This is a genomic window from Coleofasciculus sp. D1-CHI-01 (genome assembly GCF_040218875.1).
In the GTDB taxonomy this organism is placed as follows: domain Bacteria; phylum Cyanobacteriota; class Cyanobacteriia; order Cyanobacteriales; family Coleofasciculaceae; genus Coleofasciculus.
Map to the genome: position 1 here is coordinate 1 of NZ_JAVJQP010000123.1, position 21391 is coordinate 21391.

General features: G+C 47.8%; 11 protein-coding genes. 8 read left to right on the top strand and 3 right to left on the bottom strand.

Translation table 11 applies throughout. The features are described 5' to 3' along the window. Window positions 1-281: 281 nt before the first annotated feature. Window positions 282-512, bottom strand: coding sequence for a hypothetical protein (locus RIB93_RS21990; protein WP_446375625.1), 231 nt, complete (start codon window positions 510-512; stop codon window positions 282-284). A 495-nt stretch (window positions 513-1007) separates the two neighbouring features. Here RIB93_RS21990 and RIB93_RS21995 point away from each other — a divergent pair, with 495 nt between their 5' ends. The 7 genes from RIB93_RS21995 to RIB93_RS22025 all read left to right on the top strand — a co-directional run bounded on the left by RIB93_RS21995 (window position 1008) and on the right by RIB93_RS22025 (window position 15945). Continuing rightward, entirely contained in the window at window positions 1008-6776 is a 5769-nt protein-coding gene (locus RIB93_RS21995) for a translocation/assembly module TamB domain-containing protein (protein ID WP_446375627.1), read from the top strand. Between the two features lie 278 nt (window positions 6777-7054). Further along, window positions 7055-7714, top strand: a complete 660-nt coding sequence (locus RIB93_RS22000; protein WP_446375629.1) for an SDR family oxidoreductase — start codon at window positions 7055-7057, stop codon at window positions 7712-7714. 202 nt (window positions 7715-7916) lie between these two features. Beyond that, entirely contained in the window at window positions 7917-8915 is a 999-nt protein-coding gene (locus RIB93_RS22005; protein WP_446375631.1) for a glycerophosphodiester phosphodiesterase, read from the top strand. A 963-nt stretch (window positions 8916-9878) separates the two neighbouring features. Then, window positions 9879-10073 (top strand): hypothetical protein, encoded by a 195-nt coding sequence (locus RIB93_RS22010; RefSeq protein WP_446375633.1) that lies wholly within the window; start codon window positions 9879-9881, stop codon window positions 10071-10073. 75 nt (window positions 10074-10148) lie between these two features. Further along, on the top strand, window positions 10149-12635 hold the full coding sequence (locus RIB93_RS22015; RefSeq protein ID WP_446375635.1) for a two-partner secretion domain-containing protein: 2487 nt from the start codon (window positions 10149-10151) through the stop codon (window positions 12633-12635). 375 nt (window positions 12636-13010) lie between these two features. Next, window positions 13011-14942: a CHASE2 domain-containing protein gene (locus tag RIB93_RS22020; protein ID WP_446375637.1), complete on the top strand. Its 1932-nt coding sequence runs from the start codon at window positions 13011-13013 to the stop codon at window positions 14940-14942. Between the two features lie 151 nt (window positions 14943-15093). After that, window positions 15094-15945 (top strand): DUF928 domain-containing protein, encoded by an 852-nt coding sequence (locus RIB93_RS22025; protein WP_446375639.1) that lies wholly within the window; start codon window positions 15094-15096, stop codon window positions 15943-15945. 137 nt (window positions 15946-16082) lie between these two features. Here the strand turns inward: RIB93_RS22025 and RIB93_RS22030 are convergent, their stop codons facing one another. Further along, the gene (locus tag RIB93_RS22030) at window positions 16083-18677 is read right to left on the bottom strand and encodes a CHAT domain-containing protein (RefSeq protein WP_446375641.1); all 2595 of its coding nucleotides are present in this window, start codon (window positions 18675-18677) and stop codon (window positions 16083-16085) included. 404 nt (window positions 18678-19081) lie between these two features. On the opposite strand from RIB93_RS22030, the gene RIB93_RS22035 reads away from it, so the two are divergent. Further along, on the top strand, window positions 19082-20797 hold the full coding sequence (locus tag RIB93_RS22035) for a ShlB/FhaC/HecB family hemolysin secretion/activation protein (RefSeq protein WP_446375643.1): 1716 nt from the start codon (window positions 19082-19084) through the stop codon (window positions 20795-20797). 63 nt (window positions 20798-20860) lie between these two features. Here RIB93_RS22035 and RIB93_RS22040 read toward each other — a convergent pair whose 3' ends face one another. Then, entirely contained in the window at window positions 20861-21151 is a 291-nt protein-coding gene (locus RIB93_RS22040) for a hypothetical protein (RefSeq protein ID WP_446375645.1), read from the bottom strand. Between the last annotated feature and the right edge of the window lie 240 nt (window positions 21152-21391).

A 21391-nucleotide genomic window follows, 5' to 3' on the forward strand; every position in this document is an offset into this window, starting at 1 on the left:
GATAACGGTAAAACCCGCCCCTACAAGTCATTTTGTTGTTTCTGCAGTTCGTAGTCAGGGCTTTAGCCCTCAATAAGCCTAGGCGAAGAGAATTCACGGAACTAGACCCACTCACCTAGAGCCTACACCAACTGGATTATAAACATTAATGGTTGGGAGCAGGGCGGGTTTATTGAATTAGGGGGTTTGTCGCCACAGATAACGGTAAAACCCGCCCCTACAAGTCATTTTGTTTTTTCTGCGTCTCAGTTTGATTGTCAGATCAAACAAGCCTTCTGCGCTTAAACGGCTTGAGACTCTAATGAACAAACCCGCTCATTCAGGCGTGATACGATCCTTAACTCGTGGGGATAGCGGGGACGTGGATCATCCACTAACCAGATCGGGGGAACCATCATGGGTTCATAAAAGTCAATACGATGTGTGGTTCCTGGTTGGTGCTTCAATTCCACCAGAGAACCGGGTAGATATTCAAAGGCTTCATCCCAATCGATCGCTGTCTCGACATCCATAAGATTATATCAATGTGATTACCGCAACCTACCCACCGATCCACTGCACTGATCTGAGTCAAAACTCTCAGGTAGATTATATTTCTGTATCTAATGATACTTTTTGCGGTAATGCTCGTCTATTTCTGGAGGAATAAATTTACAAATCCTGACATTCTCAGGTTTTGATGACAAGACAGCAGAACTGACGTAAGGCAGAAATAACGCCAACAGCTAACATCTTCCCCATCTTCCAGACGTAGCCTGTTACGTCTCTACATTGCTTCCCCAGCTCCCCCAGCTTCCCCAGCTAACACGCCGAGGGAAGTCGAGGTGTCCCCCAGCTTCCCCATCTTCCCTTGACTGCACTTAGTCATCTACCCCTATGGGGGGAATTGGCGTATTCTAGTATCCGTCTATAGTAAAAAACTAAGCCTTCCCTGACTGACATTAGCTAGCGATCGCACTCACCCAGCAACCTAACCGCCTTCTCTTTCCCGGCGTGAATTAAGGACTATGACCAATGTACCCCCTCCCAGTAACGAACCGGAATCCAATTCCAATGAACAACCAGAATCTCCACCTCCCAGGCGATCGCGACGTCGGCGTTGGCTAATTGGAATCAGTATCATCCTGCTGGTGGGAATCGCTGGGGGGATGACTTTTGCGTGGTATTTTATCCAACAGATGTTGGCACCCTTGGTGGCGAGAAACCTCACCCAACTCCTGCAACGCCCCGTGGAAATTGGCGACGTTGAACGCTTTTCCCTGACTGGGTTGCGGTTTGATAGCGCCGCCTTACCCCCGACGGATACTGAACCCGATCGCGCCTCGATTGAAGCGGTGGAAGTTCAGTATGATTTACTTCCCCTTATATTCGACCGTCGGTTAGAATTAAACGTTACCCTAATTGAACCTGATGTCTATATAGAACAAGCCGTTGATGGCTCATGGATGCCCTTGGAACTTAAAGAGCAAGGAGAACCCGGTCCAATTGAGGTAGAGTTGCAACAGTTAGGGGTGCGGAATGCCGATGTGCAGCTTGTGCCTCGATCCACGGAAGGCAAGCCCCAATCCCCCGTCGCGATCGCAATTCCCCAAGGAAGTAGTCAATTCTTACAAGACAATGACATCATTCGCTTCGATGTCCAAGGTGAAATCGCTAGTGGCGGAACCTTTAACCTACAGGGCGAACACCTCTTCCCCACTAGCACCACCCACTTACAAGTTGATGGGCAAAATGTCAATGCTAGTACCCTGAATCGGCTGATTCCCCTACCCTTAGACGTGAATGCGGGTAATGTTGGTGGGGATTTAGAAATTACGGTTAAACCCGATCAACCCCTCCAGTTTCTGGGAAACGCCACCCTGAACAACGTAACCGCCCAAGTTCCCCAACTTCCCCAAGCCTTTGCCAATACCAATGGGCGATTACGCTTCAAAGAGACAACCATTCGCTTAGAAGATGTAACCACCCAATTCGGGCAAATTCCCGCCACCGCCAATGGTAGCGTGGATCTAGAGACAGGATTTAATCTCACCGCCCAAACCCAAGCGGTACAAATCAAGACCGTTTTGCAAACCTTTAATCTGGAAGACACGCCCGTTCCCCTCTCTGGAGAAGTCAAAGCCGCCCTGCTAGTCACAGGTTCGTTGACTCAACCTGTGGTTAAGGGAGAAGCCGTCACCACGAAACCGACTCAGATTGATCGCGTCACCTTCAGCACGATCAGTACCGATTTTACCCTCACCACACCCGCCCAACCCCAAGATCCCACCCGCCTTGCCGTTCGCAACTTGCAAGCCCAACCCGCCATCGGCGGCAAAATTACTGGAGAAGGTGTGATTGAACTGGGGGAAAAGGGAGGATTACAATTTAACGTGCAAGCCAATAACCTGCCAACTGCTGCACTGGCGAAAACCTACAACACCACCCTACCGATTCCCGTTGGTCCTGTCTCCGGAACTGCCAGAATTTTTGGTCCCTTGGATAATCCTCAAAACATCCGCGCCACGGGAAAGGCGACGGTGCAAGCGGCTGGGGGTACAGTCACGGCGACGAATCTGCAAGTTCTGGATAATCGTCTCACCGCCTTAGTTCAAGCCCAGGGGGTGGAACTGTCTCAACTAGCTGATGTACCATCGCAATTTCAGGGGACGGTAGCGGGTCAGTTTACCCTATCAACCCCTTTGGATCAGTTTGCCTTATCCCAGATTCGCGCCCAGGGTAAGGGACGCCTGAATCTGGCAGGGGGAACGATTGGCGTGGAGAATATCCAACTCTCTCAAGGGCGCTGGCGGGCTAATGTTGATGCCAATGGGGTGCAGTTGGGAGAGTTAGCCCCGCAAATTCCGGACGCCCTACAAGAACCAATTAACGCCACGTTTGCCCTGTCTGGTTCTCTGGCAAATCCCTCTGTTTCCGGGATTAGTGGGATTGGTCAAGTGACGCTAACGGCGGCTGGGGGACGGATTAATCTGGAGGAAGTGACTCTAGACAAGGGGCGTTGGCAAGCCCGAATAGACGCGAATCGGATTCAATTGGCAGAATTTGTGCCGCAATTACCGCCGCAACTGGAGTCTCCCTTCAGTGGGACGTTTGTGGCGTCGGGTTCCTTGGATGAGTTTTCCCCATCAGCGATTAATGTAGCCGGTGAGGGACAACTGAATGTGGGTGGGGGAACGGTTCAAGTGTCGAATTTGGATGTAAATGCCGGTCGTTGGCAAGCGACAGTGGCGGCGAATCGTGTGGGATTGGCAGGGGTTGTGCCTCAGCTACCGTCGCAATTGTCGGGGAATTTAACCGGAATTATGAATCTGTCCGGGAGTTTGGATCAGTTAGCGCTGGAAACGATTCGGGGGGATGGAAATGCTTTAGTTAACCTGGCAGGGGGTGTCGTCCGGGCAAGGGAGATTAATCTCGCCGCCGGACGTTGGCAGGCAGATGTGCAAGCAGCGGGACTGGAGTTGGCGAGGTTAGCGCCGGAATTACCACCGCAATTTGCTGGAGTGTTGGCGGGAAATTTTGACCTGTCAGGATCGCTTGAGAAGGTGGCACTGGATCAGATTCAAGCCCAAGGTCAGGGCAGATTAGCTGTGGCAGGGGGTACGGTGAGGGCGACGGCATTACAGTTAAATAATGGGACGCTACAAGCCCAGTTAAACCCGGACGGGATTGAATTGGCACGGTTTGGGGAACAGTTGACAGGAACCTTAAGCGGCAATGTGGATGTCTCCACCAGTTTAGAGACATTAACCCCGGAAGCGATCGCGCGATCGCTAACGGCGGCGGGTCAACTGCGATTTAGTCAAGGATTTGCTTTAATTGACCGTCCTGTGAATACCACATTTCGCTGGACAGGTCAAGGGATAGACCTGCAACAGTTGACCGCCGAGGGACTGTCTGCGAGTGGGTTTATTGGGGTGAATCCCGCCCAGTTGGATCAGGGAATTGGGGCGGTGGGGAATTTTAACCTAGATGTGGCGGCAAATAATTTAGAGTTAAGCGAACTCTCGGCGTATTTACCCCCAGCCGCAGCGGATGTGGATGTGGCGGGATTGGCGGATTTTACGGGTACAATTGCCGGGACAGTGACGAATCCCCGTGTTCAGGGGAATGTGGAACTGGCGGATTTTGCGGTTAGTGGGTTGACCTTTGAAGAGGAACTCGTCGGTCCAGTGAGGGTGATACCGGGAGAGGGTGTGGAACTCGATCTCCAAGGTGAGACCGATCAGATTGAATTAGCCCTGGGATCGGATTATCTTCCTGTTTCCTTTAACATTCGTCGCGGGGATGCGATCGCTACCGGGACGCGCCAGGGTAATGTGCTACGGGTGAATACAGAAAATATTCCCATCGCCTTGATTAAAGATATCGCCCCGGTGCCTACCGCCCTGGAGACTCAACCCTTGGTGGGTGATATTTCTGGGGAAGTCGCTATTAATTTGAATACCTTTGACGTGGCGTTAGACCAAGTGGAATTAACCGGTCCAATTTTTGGCAGTCGTTTGCCAGGGGAAGCGACACCAGGGGAAAATCTGTATAGCCTATCAGGTCGAATTCAACAAACACCCACGGGTCCCCAGTTTCAAGGGACGCTGAATATCGAACAGGGACAACTGGAAACCCTAGTCGCGGGTTTACAGTTAATCGACTTGACCACAACACCACCCACCACCCCCACCGCACCCTTGGATATCGCCCAAGTGGGAATGCCCCAAGCCAAATTACACACCCAACTGCGCCGTCTCTCAGAAATTGAAACTCTACTGCGACAACGGCAACAGGCGGAGGAAGAAGCTGAGATTCTGCCGGATTTAGACGAGTTAGATGGCACGTTTAGCGGTACGGTACGGATTAGTGGCTCGTTGGCATCGGGAATTAATGCCAAATTTGATATCGAGGGGCAAGACTGGGAATGGGGTGATTATCAGGTTAATCAGGCAACGCTTCAAGGCAGCTTCCAAGAGGGGGTACTGACGCTGCTTCCGGTTACCTTGCGATCAGGAGAAAGTTTTGCTACATTTTCCGGGACGATTGGTGGCGAGACACAATCGGGTCAGTTACGCCTAGAAAACTTCCCCATCGCCCTAATCCGAGACGTGGTGGATTTACCGCCTGCGATCGGCTTTTTTAGTGGAAATCTGGACGCCACGGCGACGCTTTCGGGGAGTTTAGAGAATCCTCAAGCCAGAGGATCAGTGACGGTAACTGACGCGACGCTGAATCAAGAAGCGATTGAAACCTTGCAGGGGAGTTTCAGTTACAGTGATGCCCGCTTGCGGTTCTTAGCTGAAAGTATACCCACAGACGCGGGTGATGCTCAATTGGTGGTTCGGGGGAGTATCCCTTACCAGTTACCCGTTCCCGATGCCGTCGCCCCAGAGAGTGAGGAACTTCGCCTGAGTGTGAATGTGGAAGACGAGGGGTTGGCTTTATTAAATATCCTTACCCGCCAGCAAGTTGTCTGGAGAGGGGGAACCGGAAGGGTTAATTTGGATATTCAAGGCAGCTTTGATCAAGAAGAAGGTCGTCCCAGAGGAGTGAGAGCACAGGGAACTGCGATCGTAGAAGGGGCGACGATTGCCTCGCAAGCCCTCCCCGAACCGCTGACTGATGTGACGGGGGAAATTGAGTTCAACTTTGACCGGGTTGATGTGAATAGCTTGACGGCGAACTATGGTGGCGGTCAAGTTACCGCAGCCGGAACCCTACCCATCTCCCAGCCCATTCCTCAGCCAAATCCACTAACTGTGAATATTGGGGAACTGGCAATTAACCTGAAAGCCCTATATCGAGGTCAGATCCAAGAAAGTCAGGTGGTGCTAACGGGGACAGCGTTGAATCCCACGATTGGTGGTGAAATTAACTTAGTTGATGGTACTGTACCACTACCTGAGCAAGATGGCGGTGCGGGAACTGCTGTGGGAACTGGGGGTGACACGGAGGAGGGTATTGTTTTCGAGTTTAATGACTTAAAAATTACCCTGGTGGAAGATATTCAAATTAGAAAGGCACCGATTTTGAATTTCCTTGCCGAAGGGACTCTAAAACTGAATGGAACCTTAGAAGATTTAAGACCCGATGGTGTGATTCGGTTAACGCGGGGTCAGGTAAATTTATTTACTACTCAATTCCGGTTGGCGCGGGGGCAAAATACGGCAGAATTTATTCCGGGTCAAGGACTTGATCCCTATTTAAATGTACGTTTAGTCACATCAGTGGCGGAAGCGACCCAACGGCGACTCCCGACAAACGCCCAGACGGCCGAAATTGCTGATGTGCCTGATTTTGAGTTGGGCGCGGTGCAAACGGTTCGGGTTGTCGCCCAGGTGGAAGGACCGGCGTCTCAACTGGAGGATCGGTTGGAATTGACGAGTACACCTGCACGCAGCGAAGCGGAAATTGTGGCGATGTTGGGTGGGGGATTTGTGGATACGTTAGGGCGAGGGGATAGTACGTTGGGGTTGGCGAATTTGGCGGGTTCAGCGGTTTTGGGACCTGTGGGTAATTTTATTGCGGATGCGTTACCGTTGAGTGAGTTTCGTCTATTTCCGACGATTATTCCCGATGATGAAGAACGGGCTTCGAGTTTGGGATTTGCGGCTGAAGCGGGGATTGATATCAGCCAAAATTTCTCGGTTTCTGTGTTGAAGGAGTTAACGACTGGGGAACCGTTCCAATACAATCTGCGTTATCGGCTGAATGATAATGTGTTATTGCGAGGGGGGACTGATTTTTCCGGGGATAGTCGGGCGATTATTGAATATAGGCGGCGATTTTAGCGCGGGGATGTAGGGGCGGGTTTTACCGCATTGGTGTCAACTTAAGGGCTAAAAGCAGGGGGAGCTGGGGGAGCTGGGGAAGCTGGGGGAGCTGGGAGAGCTGGGGGAGCAAGGAGAGCTGGGGGAGCGGGGGGAGCAATGTAGAGACGCGATGCGAGAAGCGTTTGGGAACTCTTTGAGCCGGGACACCGAGCGAAGTCGAGGTGTTCCCTGTTCCCTAATCTCAACCGTTAACTTTAATTGTGTCCACCCACTTATACAGGAGATTAAAGATAAATATGGCAACTTATTTAGTAACAGGCGCAAACCGAGGTATCGGCTTAGAGTTTTCCCGACAGCTAACCGAACGAGGAGAAACGGCGATCGCAGTTTGTCGAAAAACGTCTGAAGCCCTCGACAGCTTGGGCATCCGGGTGGAGGCGGGGATTGATATCACCTCAGATGACTCTGTTGCTGACTTAGCATCACGTTTAAAGAATACTCCTCTCGATGTATTGATTAACAATGCCGGAATTTTGCGGAAAAATACTCTCCCCCAGCTTGACTTTGATGCCATCCGGCAGCAGTTTGAGGTTAATGCGTTGGGCGCGTTGCGTGTCACCCAAGCTTTACTCCCCAATTTGGGTACGGGTGCTAAGGTGGCGATCATGACTAGCCGCATGGGTTCTATTGAAGATAACACTTCTGGTAATTCTTACGGCTACCGCATGTCTAAAGTCGCTGTTTCCATGGCGGGTAAGTCTCTGTCAATTGATTTAAAACCCCGTCAAATTCCCGTGGCTATTCTCCATCCGGGTATGGTGAGTACAGATATGACAGGTCATAATGGTATTCCTCCCCAGGAAGCTGTTCAGGGACTTTTAGCCCGCATTGATCAGCTCAACTTGGAAAATTCTGGTACGTTTTGGCACGCGAAGGGGGAAATACTACCGTGGTAAGCTCAGTTCAGTCGCTCGAAAAGTTTTCGGTTGAGATCGCTCCAGGAGCCGGGTTGTAGGGGCGGGTTTTACCGATAGCATTTTGGAGACAACCCCTAAATGAACTAAACCCGCCCTTCTGTGGGAGCAGGGGGTGCATTTTTCAGATGCGCCATGGTGCCTCTGGGGAGAAGACAATAAAAAGAGGGGTATATATATAAGGATGCGATCGCGTGACAAAAATTCCTGTCCTTTGGTGATTGCTCACCGAGGTGCCAGTGGCTATCGTCCCGAACATACCCTCGCGGCTTATGAATTAGCGATTCAGATGGGGGCGGATTACATTGAGCCCGATTTGGTGATCACACAGGATGGGGTATTAGTGGCGCGTCACGAGAACGAAATTTCGGGTACTACCGATGTGGCGACTCGTCCAGAATTTCGCGATCGCCAAACCACTAAAATGATTGATGGGCAAACTGTCACGGGTTGGTTTACTGAGGACTTTACGCTAGCAGAACTAAAAACTCTACGAGTCAAAGAACGATTACCTCACCTGCGTTCGACAGAATTCGATGGGTTGTTTGATATCCCTACTCTGGTTGATATTATTGAGCTAGTTCAACGCCAAAGTGCTGCTACTGGAGGCATGATTGGCATTTATCCAGAAACTAAGCATCCCACCTACTTTACCGCGATCGGACTCTCGTTAGAAGAACCGTTGGTAAATATCCTCAACCAGTACGGATTGGGCGATCGCACTTCCCCTGTATTCATCCAATCCTTTGAAACGGCGAACTTGAAAGCGCTCAAGCAAATCACCGATGTATCCTTGGTACAGTTAGTGAATGACATCGGTCAACCCTACGATTTTATTGCTCATCCTCAACACCATGACAATAGCAGTCGGACGTATCGAGATCTGGTAACGCCTCAGGGGTTAAGGGAAATTGCGGATTATGCTGATGCGATCGGGGTCAACAAACGTTTAATTGTACCCACGGGGGCGGATGGTTACTTATTACCCCCCACTTTGTTACTCGATGACGCTCATGCTCAGGGTTTGCAGGTTCATGGCTGGACATTCCGCAATGAAGAGGTTTTTCTCGCCCCCGACTATCAAGGTAATCCTAAGTTGGAGTATCAGCAATTCTATCGGCTGGGAATTGATGGACTTTTCAGCGATTTCCCAGACACGGCGCTTCAGGTAGAAAAAAATTAGGGTCTGCAAGTCTTGTGGGGAGGTAGGGAGCAGGGGAAGCAGGGGAAGCAGGGGGAGCTGGGGAAGCAATGATACATTTTCCTTGATAGTGGTGCAAGGGTATGAAAGGGTTTTACCTTATGTCCTTGAAGATGAGCCAATGTCTATGCTGCTCAAAGCATTGATGGGCTTTGCGGTTTCGGCTTTGTGCCGCCAGCCCGAAATAGTCTCTTGAGATGGCTGTACACTTTATCAGATGAGACTGAGTTGACTTCCCTTTCACCGAATTTTCACGATTGAGATCTTTAATGTGTTTAATGTTACGAAGTATTGCGTCATAATCCTTAATATAAGCAAATCTTACATTACAACTCTTAACATAAACTTACTTTGTTAAAAAACTCTGACAAAAGAATAAAAAGCAACCCATGCACCATAAGGATTTCACTGTTGCAACCCTCTAGCGAAGAATCGATATATCTCTCTTGGACGGAAAAGAGAAGTCCAATCCGGCTCGACGAATAATTTAATCCGATGCCACTGATAACCGTAACTCAAACACCACTAAACCAGGATGTATTTCAAATGTATTTCGGTTCAACTACAGTCATAGCCTATAGTCTACAGTTTTGGGTATTACGTTTAATTTCATCTAACACCGTAACTTCGGTGTACTCCTTACTCCAGAACTTCTGTAAAGAAAACTTAAGCCATAAGAGGCACTTATTAAGGCTGTATGAACTCTCAATGAAGCTTTGATAAAGATCACAGATTCTGTCTTTTCTCTTGCTATAGTTTAATTATAGAGCAGTGACAGAAAAAGATTTCTCTCAAACTTCGACTAATCGGGTGCGTCACTGACAGGGTAACTCCAACAACTGAATAAAAAGTCTCTGATTAAGAGCAATTTATCTCTCAAAATTTTAGGGCTAGGTGAATCACACCAAGCTCACAGGTTCGTACATCTACTCGGAGAAAAGAAAAATGAAACTCGTTGCATCTACCGCGATCGCTCTCAGCTTAACATTTTCTACTCAAGTTGGCGCAGCTCCTGTTACTGCCAATACCGGCATGGAAAATAGAGTTAGGCAAGACCAGCCTGTGAGTCCTCAACAGCAGATAGAGGATGCGACCTCAAATAGTCTGATGTGTTGGACATGGTTTACTCGTTGTTATTAAAACAACCATAGGTGATTCCAACCTTAATGGGGTGTGAGTTGTTAGACTCGTAATAGTGACCCATGAGGTACTTATATGGAACGACGACGCCATCCATTCTGGTTACTTGCAACTATTCCCTATTGCGTTCTGATTTCAGTCAACACTGTTCAAGGACAAATTGTCCCAGATGGGACATTACCCACAAATGTTAATAGTTCAGACAATCTTCAATTCACTATTACTGGAGGCAGCCAAGCCGGAGAAAACCTTTTCCATAGCTTTCATGAGTTTTCCGTGCCGACAGGTGGAGCGGCTTGGTTTGACAACACCTCTACTGTCCAGAACATTATCAGCCGTGTGACCGGGGATTCAATCTCGAAAATTGATGGTTTACTCAAAGCACAAGGTAATGCTAATTTATTTCTTCTCAATCCTAATGGCATTATCTTTGGTGCTGAAGCTGCTCTAGATTTGGGTGGTTCCTTTATTGCTAGCACAGCAAATAGTATAAAATTTGCCGATGGCACAGAGTTTAGTGCTATTAACTCTTCAGCCTCATCCGTACTTACTGTCAGTGTTCCTGTAGGACTGCAATTTGGAGACTCTCCTGGACGGATTATCAACCGCTCTCAAGCAAGTCGGGGTGATATGCAGGAAAAATTTAATGGTAGTGGAACTCCTGCGGGTTTGAGAGTAGATGCCGATAAAAGCTTAGCACTTGTAGGCGGTGAAGTTATCCTAGAAGGTGGAAATATAACAGCGCCAAGTGGACGGATTGAAGTAGGAAGTGTTGATGGCGAAAGTAGGGTCACGTTGAACCTAACAAATCAAGGTTTTGCTCTAAGCTATGAGGGTGTTGAAAATTTTCAGGATATTCATCTATCCCAAGTAGCTATCATTGATGTAACCGATCTGAGTCCTGTTTTTAATAGTGGAGATATCGGTAGTGGTGATATTCAAATACAAGGCAGACACGTAACAGTAACTGATGGCTCACGAATTTCTTCGTTCACGTTTGGGTCAGTCCCAGCCAGAACTATCACTGTGACTGGCTCAGAATCAGTAGAACTGAGTGGGTTTTCAGATATTTTGGGGTCTAGCGGTATAACCACGATTACGGGAAATGACGGAGATGCAGGAAATATAAAAGTTAATACTCGGCGGTTAATTGTTCGAGATGGGGCTGAAATATCAACTAGTTCATTTCCAATCATCAAAGGTCCTGTCAGTACAGGTCGCAGTGGAAACTTGTCTATAGCTGCCTCGGAATCAGTACAAATAAGTGGTAGTTCCCAAATCGTTGGATCAAGTCAATTAAGAGTTAACACTCAAACTAATGGAAAGGCTGGAGATTTAGAGATTACTACGGGACGGCTGATTATTGAGGACGGGGGAAAATTAACAGCAGCGACATCTGATGCGGGTCAGGGAGGAACGATAAAAATCAATGCCTCAGATTCTGTGGAAATTATGGGTACAGGTATTGGTATCGAGGGTCAGATCAATTCCAGTGCTTTAGAAGCTTCAAGTCAAGGAACGGGTGATGCAGGAAATTTAGCGATTACCACCAAGAACTTGAGGATTCGAGATGGAGGAATTGTATCTGCTGCGACGTCGGGTGCAGGTCAGGGTGGAACGTTAACGGTAAGCGCCTCAGATACTGTAGAAGTTCTTGGTAATGGTTTAGGAGAAGATGGTCAGCTTCTGCCCAGTCGATTGGAAGTTTCCAGTGAAGGAACGGGTGATGCAGGAAATTTAGCTATTGCTACCAATAACTTGAGACTCCGAGATGGCGGAGAAATCAGGGCAACCTCAGATCAAGCAGGAGGAGGTAACATCAACATCAATGCTGAAGATATTCGTCTACGCGACGGTAGCTTGATTAGTGCCAGTGTTTTTGAGAGTGTTGGTGGCGGTGGCAATATTGCGATTAACTCCGATGTCTTTATCGCTCTAGAAGATAGTGATATTCTGGCAAATGCTGTTGATGGCAGGGGCGGTAATATCACTATTATCTCTCCCGTGTTTCTGGCAGACTTTTTCTCTAGTGGTCAAGGAACAGCCGTAGGTCGCAACCCAGGTTCGTTTGAGCCATTTCGGGGCAATGACCGAGTGGATATTTCAGTCGAGGCATTGGGAAGCGGTGACACGGGTAATTTATTCATATCCTCTCTGAATTTGAATCAAGATTCTCTCTCGCCGCTATCAACCAATTTTCTGCCGCCGGAACGAGTGATTGCCGATAGTTGCCTTACCCACCGCAATAAGGAGCAAGGTAGCTTTATTGTTACAGGTACAGGGGGTTTACCGAATAATCCTTATAATCCGCTACAAGGTCGCTATTCCGTCACTCAGGTTCAGGAAATTACTGGCGATGCTGGACAACAAGCTACTGCGCCAACCGTCAATTCCCCATCCTCAACCCCCAGTTTCTGGAAACCCGGTGACCCGATTCAAGAAGCTCAGGGTATGATGGTAACGTCTGAGGGGCGTGTCGTCGTGGGTACTGCTCCTGAACTGGTGGCGATCGCGAATGCTGATGATTTAATCTGCTATCAGGCTGCATCGCAACAGGAATAGGCTTCGTGATAGTTTTACCCAACCGACTTGAACTTATGGGCAAAACTGACAGGCTCCCGGAGTCGGGGCGGGTTTAGTCAATTTATCGGTTTGTGAAAAAATGTTATCGGTAAAACCCGCCCCTACACCCTCTGCTTTCAGACGCGCCATGGCATGTCTGGAACATTGCTTTCAGCTTAAGTTGACACTAATGATAGCGACGCGCCTTGATCAGGGATAATTTTCCAAAAATGGTATTCCAGAGAGTCCAAATTTAAAGTTTTAGTAAAAATTGATTCCTTTAAACCTAATTTTTCTGTTTCAATTACTTTGTCCTTGAATAAAGTAAGCAGAGAGATCTAGCTTTCTAACCATCAAGGATCGCTAAAAAATAAGATGTGGAAAGACCTTAGACAAAAAATTTGGGCAGGGCGAGGCGTCTGGACGGTTGCTCCTGGTGTGGCTGGACTCGTTATTCTATTGCGGCTTCTCGGCTTTTTACAGACTTGGGAATGGGCAGCTCTTGACCAATATTTTCGTTGGCGTCCTCAAGAACCTGTGGATGAACGAATTTTGATTGTGGGAATTAGTGAAGCGGATCTAAAAAAGGTCGGACAGTGGCCCATTCCGGATAATGTCCTGGCTGAACTCCTCAAAAAAATTAAAGCGCAAAACCCGAGAATGATTGGTCTTGACCTGTATCGAGATTTACCGGTTTTGCCCGGTCATGACGAATTAGTCAATGTTTTTGAAACAACTCCCAATTTAATCGGGATAGAGAAAATTAATCAGCAAGATCCTAGCGCTAGTGTAGCTCCCCCACCCCTCCTAGATCAACGCGAACAAGTTGGGTTTAATAACGTGGTGATTGATGCGGATGGTAAGCTGCGTCGATCATTGCTTTATATGGTTGAAAGCGATCAAGTCACCGTCTCTTTTGGTATGAGACTGGCGTTGATGTATTTAGCAGAGCAAGAAATCATATCTCAACCTTCACAAACGAATCCCCTGATTTTTCATTTAGGAAAGGGGACGTTTCAACCTTTTTCAGCAAATGATGGTGGTTATGTGAGTGCTGATGACGGGGGATACCAGATTTTGTTAAACTATAAGGGTTCGGCTCGTACCTTTCCCAGGGTGTCATTGACAGAGGTACTCGAAGACCGGATACCACCAGACTTAATGCGCGATCGCCTCGTTTTAATTGGGGCAACCGCCACTAGCCTGAATGATTTCTTCTACACTCCCTATAGTGGTGATAAAATTGCTACCCAAGAGCGAACGCCTGGGATAGAAGTTCAGGCTAACATGATCAGTCACTTGCTGAGTTCAGCCCTACAAGGGCGTTCTGGACTGAAAACTTGGTCGGAACCAATCGAAGGGATCTGGATTTTTCTCTGGTCTTTGACGGGTGCAACCCTATGTTGGGTGTTGCGAGATGCAGGAGGTTTAGCTAAATTACTCCCTCGTTGGACAGTAATTAGCCTTTTGTTCGCACTTTTCGGTCTGGTCGGGAGCAGCTACTTAGCCTTTATCATCAGCAGTTGGTGGATTCCTGTGATTCCCCCAGCTTTGGCGTTATTGGGTGCCGCTACAGCAACGACAGGGTACATCGGTAACTTCGAGCGTGAAGAGCGACACACCGTTATGAATTTATTCGGTCGCCATGTCACCAAGCAAATCGCCGAAGCAATTTGGCGCGATCGCGAACAACTTCTCAAAGAAGGGCGTCTACGTGGTCAGAAGATGACTGCCACAGTTCTGTTCTCAGACCTGAAAGGGTTTAGTACAGTAGCAGAAAATATGGGTTCAGAAGTGCTGATGGCTTGGCTGAATCAATATATGGATGCCATGGCGGGAACGGTGCTAGATCATGGCGGTGTTGTGGATAAGTTTATCGGAGATGCAGTTATGGCTGTGTTTGGTGTACCGATTAAACGCACGACATCCGCCGAAATTGACCAGGATGCGATCGCGGCGGTAAACTGTGCGTTAGCCATGGCACAGAAACTGCAAACCCTGAATCAAGAATGGCAACGTCAAGGCTATCCGCAAACAGCAATGCGCGTGGGAATTGCCACCGGAGATGTCGTCACAGGTAGCTTGGGGAATGCTCAACGGCTTGACTACACCACCCTAGGAGATAGCGTAAATATCGCGGCTCGATTAGAAAGTTACGATAAAACTCTAGATGGAGGAATTTGCCGGATTTTAATCAATGAAGAAACATACCAGCATCTACACAACCAATTCCCCACAAAACAAATCGGTCAGGTGAGACTCAAAGGGCGCGAACAGTTAACTGCCGTTTATCAAATTTTGCTGTAGTTGTTCAAAATGCGATGTATAATGATTTAGATTTTGTCAGCCAATAGCGCTATTGAGTCCAAAAGTCTTCAGGCAAAATTTTTCCACAGCTGGAGTAGGTGCATCACAACCCTTTGTAAAAAGACCCTTATGAAACGAAGGACTTAATCTCATGAACACCACTCGGCAAAAATTAGTAACCATCATTGCCGGGACAGCTTCAATTGTTTCCCTGCAAATGTTCGGCTTTTTAGACCTACCTGAACCCCGGATTTTTTCGTCATCGAAGAATTTAGCAATTCTGACCTCGATTTGGAACGATTTACCTGCCAACGCAGAGTTAAACAAAACGTCAACCCATCGTTCGTCTAAACAATATATACCACCCGTGGCAACTAATCCACGGCGGACAATAGGCTCGGGTTCACGCGGCTGTCGCCAATCGTTAACCAACGATTTAGTCACATTGTTGATCCCATCCGAGGAGTATGCTGGACAAACCATATCAGGTCATCCTACCTTTTTCTGGCACTTATCACAGCCTGTCTCTGTACCCATGCGGTTTGCTTTAGTAGAACCCGGAGTGGCGGAACCGCTGTTTGAGAAACAGATAGACTCTCCCCAAGCCGGGATGATACAGTTGCAAGTGCCCAAAGATCGTCCAGAATTGCAAACTGGACGAACCTACAAATGGTCAGTCACTCTGGTTTGTAATACCAAGCGTCCGTCGGCTAATCCTGTATTTATTAGCTGGATTGAGCGGGTATCCACACCAGCCGCTTTAGAAACCCAACGGCTATCAACTCCTGCTAAGAGCAATGTACCAACACAGGTGTGGCGCGATCGCGCTTGGAGTTATGCCGAGACTGGGCTTTGGTACGATGCCTTAGCCGCGATGTCCAACGTTCAAACCGCGAATTCTAATGAGCTAGCCACCAACGATGATTTTCTGGCTCTGCTTGAGCAAGTTGGCTTGACTCAAGTCACGCAACAAGAACGGCTTGATGTTGCTAAAAGACCATAGCTGTCTAATTCAGTCTGCCAAATTGAAGGGAAAGCGGGTAGAGCGTGAACAGTAGCACAATGTCGGGAGTAGGGATACACCAAATACCCCTACTCCCTCTTTTGAGGAGCCATGAACCATCAACCATGAACAAATAACTAACGCCAATTGCCAATCAGAATAAACGGCGACCAAACCCCTGGATGATTATAATTGACATTAGAAATCATCTTAAGCTGTGCCTGTCTTAACGCTTCTGCCCGGGTGATATCCGGTTGGCGCAGTTGGCGATAAAATTCGGCAATTAGTGGTACGGTCGCTTCATCATTGATATACCACAACGTCGCTACCGCACTCTCTACACCTGCTCGAACAGCGACACCCGCAATTCCTAAAGCGGAACGATTATTTCCCGTTGCGGTTTGGCAAGCGCTTAAGGTGAGCAGTTTGACCGCTTCTCGACGACCGCGAGAACGCAAGAGATTGTCGAGTTGTTCAATACTAATTTGTTGATCATAACCCAGTATAAATGTACTCTGGGAATCTACACCAAATTTGCCATGGGTTGCCATGTGAACCACGGGAAAATTTTTGCGTCGTAGTTTGGCTTGCAAGTTCGAGAATGTAAATTCCTGATCAATTAACTCTGTCCCGCCTAAGATTTCTTCAACCACCTTTAACTCAGCTTCTACATTCGTCAGGGGGGCAAAGGGAGGTTTGGCAACAGTTAAACCCAGGCTCAGCGCTCTTAACTGATTGCGATCTAACGGTTGGCTGGTGGTCAATGACAGACTAGGAGTAATCGCAATGGGATACTTCTCAATCAAAAAGTTTTGACCATCGTGCAGCGCACTCATGGGTATCTGACGCAAGACGCCATCGTTGATGAAGACTAACGTCTTGGGTTGCATGACGGCTAAATCAGCTTCCATGGGACGAATCAGCCAATTATAAATTTCTTTTGCTTGGGGGATATACTGCTCCGTGCTGCGTAGTTCCAGAAAGTAGCGTAGCTGCTCAATCTCAGCTTCCATCTCTTCCTTGCTGATGGGGATAGGATAGTTTTTCAGGGAACCATCGGGCGATCGCAGGATCATTTCGGTGCGATCGTTCAAAATGATTGAATAGATGACAGCAGCATTGGCATCCGCTAACCCTTCCTCATTTTGAGCTTTGTCTTTGGCGACTTGCACGCATTCATCGCCGAAAAAGTTTTCCAATTCTGCCAGTTTGAACAGTTCGACGATATCGAGTACCTCTTTCAAGGGTGAAACCTCTTCCTGGGAGTTAGGATCGCTCAAATCGCGACTGGAAGCATTGAGGAGCAAATCAATTAATTCTCGATAAACGGGTTCAACCTGTTCCCGGAAATCTAGTTGTAATTCTTTATTGGCGACTAAATCGCCGCGAATATTTTGCAACGTCGCGATCGCCCCTTCATAAGCAGAAATGGCTGAGGCGATGTTACCTCTGGCTTTCAGCATCCGCCCCGCTTGCCATTGCCAGCGATATAAACTATCAGAGGATTGAATTTGCTGGGCGCTAAATTCAGCTTGGCGGGTTAAATTCATCGCTGTGCTGTAGTCTCCGGCTGATTCATACACCTGTCCTAAGCTCCCTAGGGCAAAGGATTGGGCTTTGGCATCGCCTATTTTTTGGGCTACCGTTAAAGCTTGGGTTAAAAGCTGGATCGACTCCTGAGTTGAAGCCTCTGACTCGATCCGTTGGAAACTCTCAGCTAGGTGAATCAGGGTATAGGCTTTCTGTCGTGAATCAGGTATTCCAGGGAGGAGTTCTCTGACTCGTTGCCAATTGCTCTGAAGAAATGCCTGATCGCCCTCACTCAAGGGTTCGGCTGAATTGTCAGCGACATTGGCGGAATGACGACTAATCACCCAGCGATTTAAATTCATTAAGGCTTTAATTTCGGTCAAACTTCCTAAAGCTTGCGCCGTTTCCAGACTTTGCTCAAAGAATAGTCTGGCTTGTGTCCAATCTTGAAGCGCCTCTTGGGTTAAGCGTGTCGCTTGTTCAACATCTCCTTCTAACTCAGCCACCTGCGCCTGATAACTTGATCGGCTGGCTCTGCTGACATAGACATTCCCCACGTTATTTAAAGCCGTAGCGATAAAACTGTTATTATTCAATGCGCGGGCAATTTTGAGGCTCTGTTTGTGGGCGGAAATTGCCTGATCATAGTTGCCTAAACTCCAGTGGGCATTGCCTAAAGCGCCTTGAGCGGCAGCTTCTGCTAAGGGATCTTGGTATTCAGTGGCGAGTTCAATGGCTGACTCTAAGAGGGTAATCGCTCGCGGATGCTGTCCCAAATCATTGTAGGCTTGGGCTTGTTCCGTTAATAGCCCAGCAATCTGTTTTTGGTTGTCTGCATCTTGTGAAGCCTGGTAAATTTCGATCGCCTTTTGCCAGTGCGCGATCGCCTGAGCCAATTCTCCCGTTTGCCGATAGGCTAAAGCCAGGTTATTGTGAACAATTGCTCGATCATTTTCGTCGGTAATTTGAGGTAAGGCTTGTTCCCATAAGTTAATGGCTTGGGAAAATTCTCCGATTTGATAGGATGCAATTCCCTTGGACACGAGCTGTTTTTCAGAAGCCGGTGTGAGCAATTGCTGCTGTTGAATTTCTGTGGCGGGTTCGGCTTGCCCAGTAGACCAGGGATGAAAGCTGATACAAAAGACAAGGCTGGCTAAGGATAATCCAATAAATCGACGCCAAAACTGCCAACCGTGGGACATTTTTCGGAACAATGATAACAATTAACTCTATTTTATAAGATTTTGATCTGAACTGGGGAGTCTGAATTTAAGGGTTTTTGGGTTTCTCAACGGATAAAAACAGGGGACAAAGCGTCTCCTAAGCTGCTACTATATTGTATTTCTTCCGGTCACTGATGCTGAAAGTAGAACAAGAAATAAAAGAATATTACCGAGTATGAATGCTATGGGGGATCAATTGAGGTTTTGGCTCACTAAATGCTTGATAGCGATCGTCAGAATAATTAGGACAGGATTAACGGCTCTGACAACCCGATACTCGAATCAACCGTTTATTCTCTGCTGCTTACCCTCTCCCTTTTGCGATCAACAGTCCGGGGTTTCTCTACATCCTTGTCAACTGATGAGCTGGGCGCTACTGTTCTATGTTTAAATGCTTGATTTGGGCTTTAAATTTGGCGTATTTGAGCTGGAGTTGTACCACCTTAGCTCAAGACTTGCCATCGATGAGCCAAACGACTCCAGAGATTCCACCGGGAATCCTGGAACCCACTCGTCCAAATCTGCCTTCTTTGCCGACGACGCCCCCAGAGACGCCTCCATCACTTCCCCCCCTCACACCCACCCCAGAACCCTTTCTGACGCCATCACCCGATGTGGAGGTTAATGTCACGGTTGAACGAGTTGAGGTATTAGGGAGTACGGTTTTTTCTTCAGAACAATTGCAAGATGCTGTTGCATCCTTTATTGGTCAAAATGCTTCCTTTGAAGAACTCTTAGCGATTCGCACGGCGATTACCGAGTTATATACAGACAATGGCTACACCACTTCCGGTGCATTTCTCCCGTCTCAGGATATTACCGATGGTGTGGTGAGCATTCAGGTGGTTGAAGGGAGCCTCGAACGCATTGAGATTCAAGGATTAGAACGTTTGCAGGATGATTACGTGCGATCGCGGATTCAGTTGGCGACGCAAACCCCGGTGAATATTCGTCGCTTGGAGGAGGCGCTGCAACTGCTGCAACTTGATCCGGTACTGGATCAAATTCAAGCCGAGTTATCGGCGGGAACCATGGCTGGAACCAGTGTGTTAACCCTAGAGATAGAAGAGGCAAAACCTTGGGCGAGTTCTGTGACTATAGAGAATCGAGACTCTCCCAGTGTCGGTTCCTTGGGGGGAACGGTGAGGGTAGAGAATCGGAATCTATTGGGATTAGGCGATCGCATAAGTGCCGATTATGGCATAACCGAAGGTGTCGATCAGTATAGTCTGAGTTATGAAATTCCCCTCAATCCCAGGGATGGTATGTTAAGTCTCAGCTACAACCGTAGCGATAGTGATATTGTTGAAGATCCGTTTTCGGTCTTAGATATTAACTCCAACTCAGAAACCTTTTCCGTGGGGTTTCGCCAACCGATTGTTCATACGCCAACGAGTGACTTTGCCTTGTCCTTGTCTCTGGATTTGCGTCAAAGCAAAACTTTTGTCCTAGATGATATCCCATTTTCCTTTTCCCTCGGACCCGAAGATGGGGAATCGAAAGTAACCGTGGTGCGGTTTAGTCAAGACTGGCTCAACCGTTCTACTGATCGCGTCTTAGCCGCGCGATCGCAGTTTAGTTTTGGCTTAGATGCTTTTGACGCCACCATCAATGATACGGGTACTGATGGGCGGTTTATGAGCTGGGTGGGACAGTTTCAGTGGGTGCAGGCTTTAGGGGCTGATAGTATTATTATCGCTCGCGCTGGAGCGCAACTCTCTAATGATTCGCTCTTACCGCTAGAACAGTTCAATATTGGCGGAATTGATACAGTGCGAGGGTATCGCCAAAATCAGCGTGTGGCTGACAATGGAATTGTTGGTTCCGTGGAAGTTCGTTTCCCGATTATCAGTCAACCGGAGGGAATTGGCACGGTTCAAGTTGCTCCTTTTTTCGATATTGGCACCGTTTGGAACCACGAGGATGAGGTTACTAATCCTAACACCTTAGCCAGTCTTGGGTTAGGGCTGTTGTGGCAACGCGATCCGTCGTGGTCAGCACAACTGTATTGGGGAATTCCCCTCAATAGCGTTGAGGATGAAGGAGGTTCTCTACAAGATAATGGAATTACCTTTTCTATTCTTTTTCAGCCTTTTTAGGCGATCGATAACAGTGGAATATAATATCCGGTAAAATCACCATAAATCCTGATTCCAGATTGATTAACGTCGCCACAGATCAGCGATAAAGCGATAGAAGAGGAAGATGATAAACGGAAAGCTTAAACCGAGACTCCAGATAAAAATGGATGAGGATAAAAACTCAAAATCGGCGTAGGATTTCGGCTGGGGTTGTTGTACAGAAATTGCGGTAGCGGTTAAGCCGCTAATCCCCAGCACAATCCCAGCTAAGGCGATGGTATTATTGAGAGCGCGATCGCTCTTGGTTTGCTCTTCGGCTGGGAGAACTTCAGTAAGAAAGAATGTATCGCTCAGAGTAAAAGCAATAGACAATAATTTTTTGACTTTTTCCAAAAATTAACAAGAAATGGGTTTGTTTTGTGGTAAAAAAGAGCGGTCTATGTTTATTCCAGTCAACCGCTCAATCAATAATGCTACCCAAATTCTATCACAGTTAGCAAGAAGCCAGAGACGATACAGCAATTTCTGGATTGGTCTTTATTGATTGACTTGGACTATTGGATGGGATTTTTGGACACGACTCAAATAGGATTGCTATATTACTGTTCAATA

Coding starts and splice junctions, on each gene's coding strand:
- RIB93_RS22000 (WP_446375629.1), top strand. CDS start 7,055: ATGGCAACTTATTTAGTAACAGGCGCAAACCGAGGTATCGGCTTAGAG.
- RIB93_RS22005 (WP_446375631.1), top strand. CDS start 7,917: ATGCGATCGCGTGACAAAAATTCCTGTCCTTTGGTGATTGCTCACCGA.
- RIB93_RS21995 (WP_446375627.1), top strand. CDS start 1,008: ATGACCAATGTACCCCCTCCCAGTAACGAACCGGAATCCAATTCCAAT.
- RIB93_RS22015 (WP_446375635.1), top strand. CDS start 10,149: ATGGAACGACGACGCCATCCATTCTGGTTACTTGCAACTATTCCCTAT.
- RIB93_RS22035 (WP_446375643.1), top strand. CDS start 19,082: ATGTTTAAATGCTTGATTTGGGCTTTAAATTTGGCGTATTTGAGCTGG.
- RIB93_RS22025 (WP_446375639.1), top strand. CDS start 15,094: ATGAACACCACTCGGCAAAAATTAGTAACCATCATTGCCGGGACAGCT.
- RIB93_RS22020 (WP_446375637.1), top strand. CDS start 13,011: ATGTGGAAAGACCTTAGACAAAAAATTTGGGCAGGGCGAGGCGTCTGG.
- RIB93_RS22030 (WP_446375641.1), bottom strand. CDS start 18,677: ATGTCCCACGGTTGGCAGTTTTGGCGTCGATTTATTGGATTATCCTTA.
- RIB93_RS22010 (WP_446375633.1), top strand. CDS start 9,879: ATGAAACTCGTTGCATCTACCGCGATCGCTCTCAGCTTAACATTTTCT.
- RIB93_RS21990 (WP_446375625.1), bottom strand. CDS start 512: ATGGATGTCGAGACAGCGATCGATTGGGATGAAGCCTTTGAATATCTA.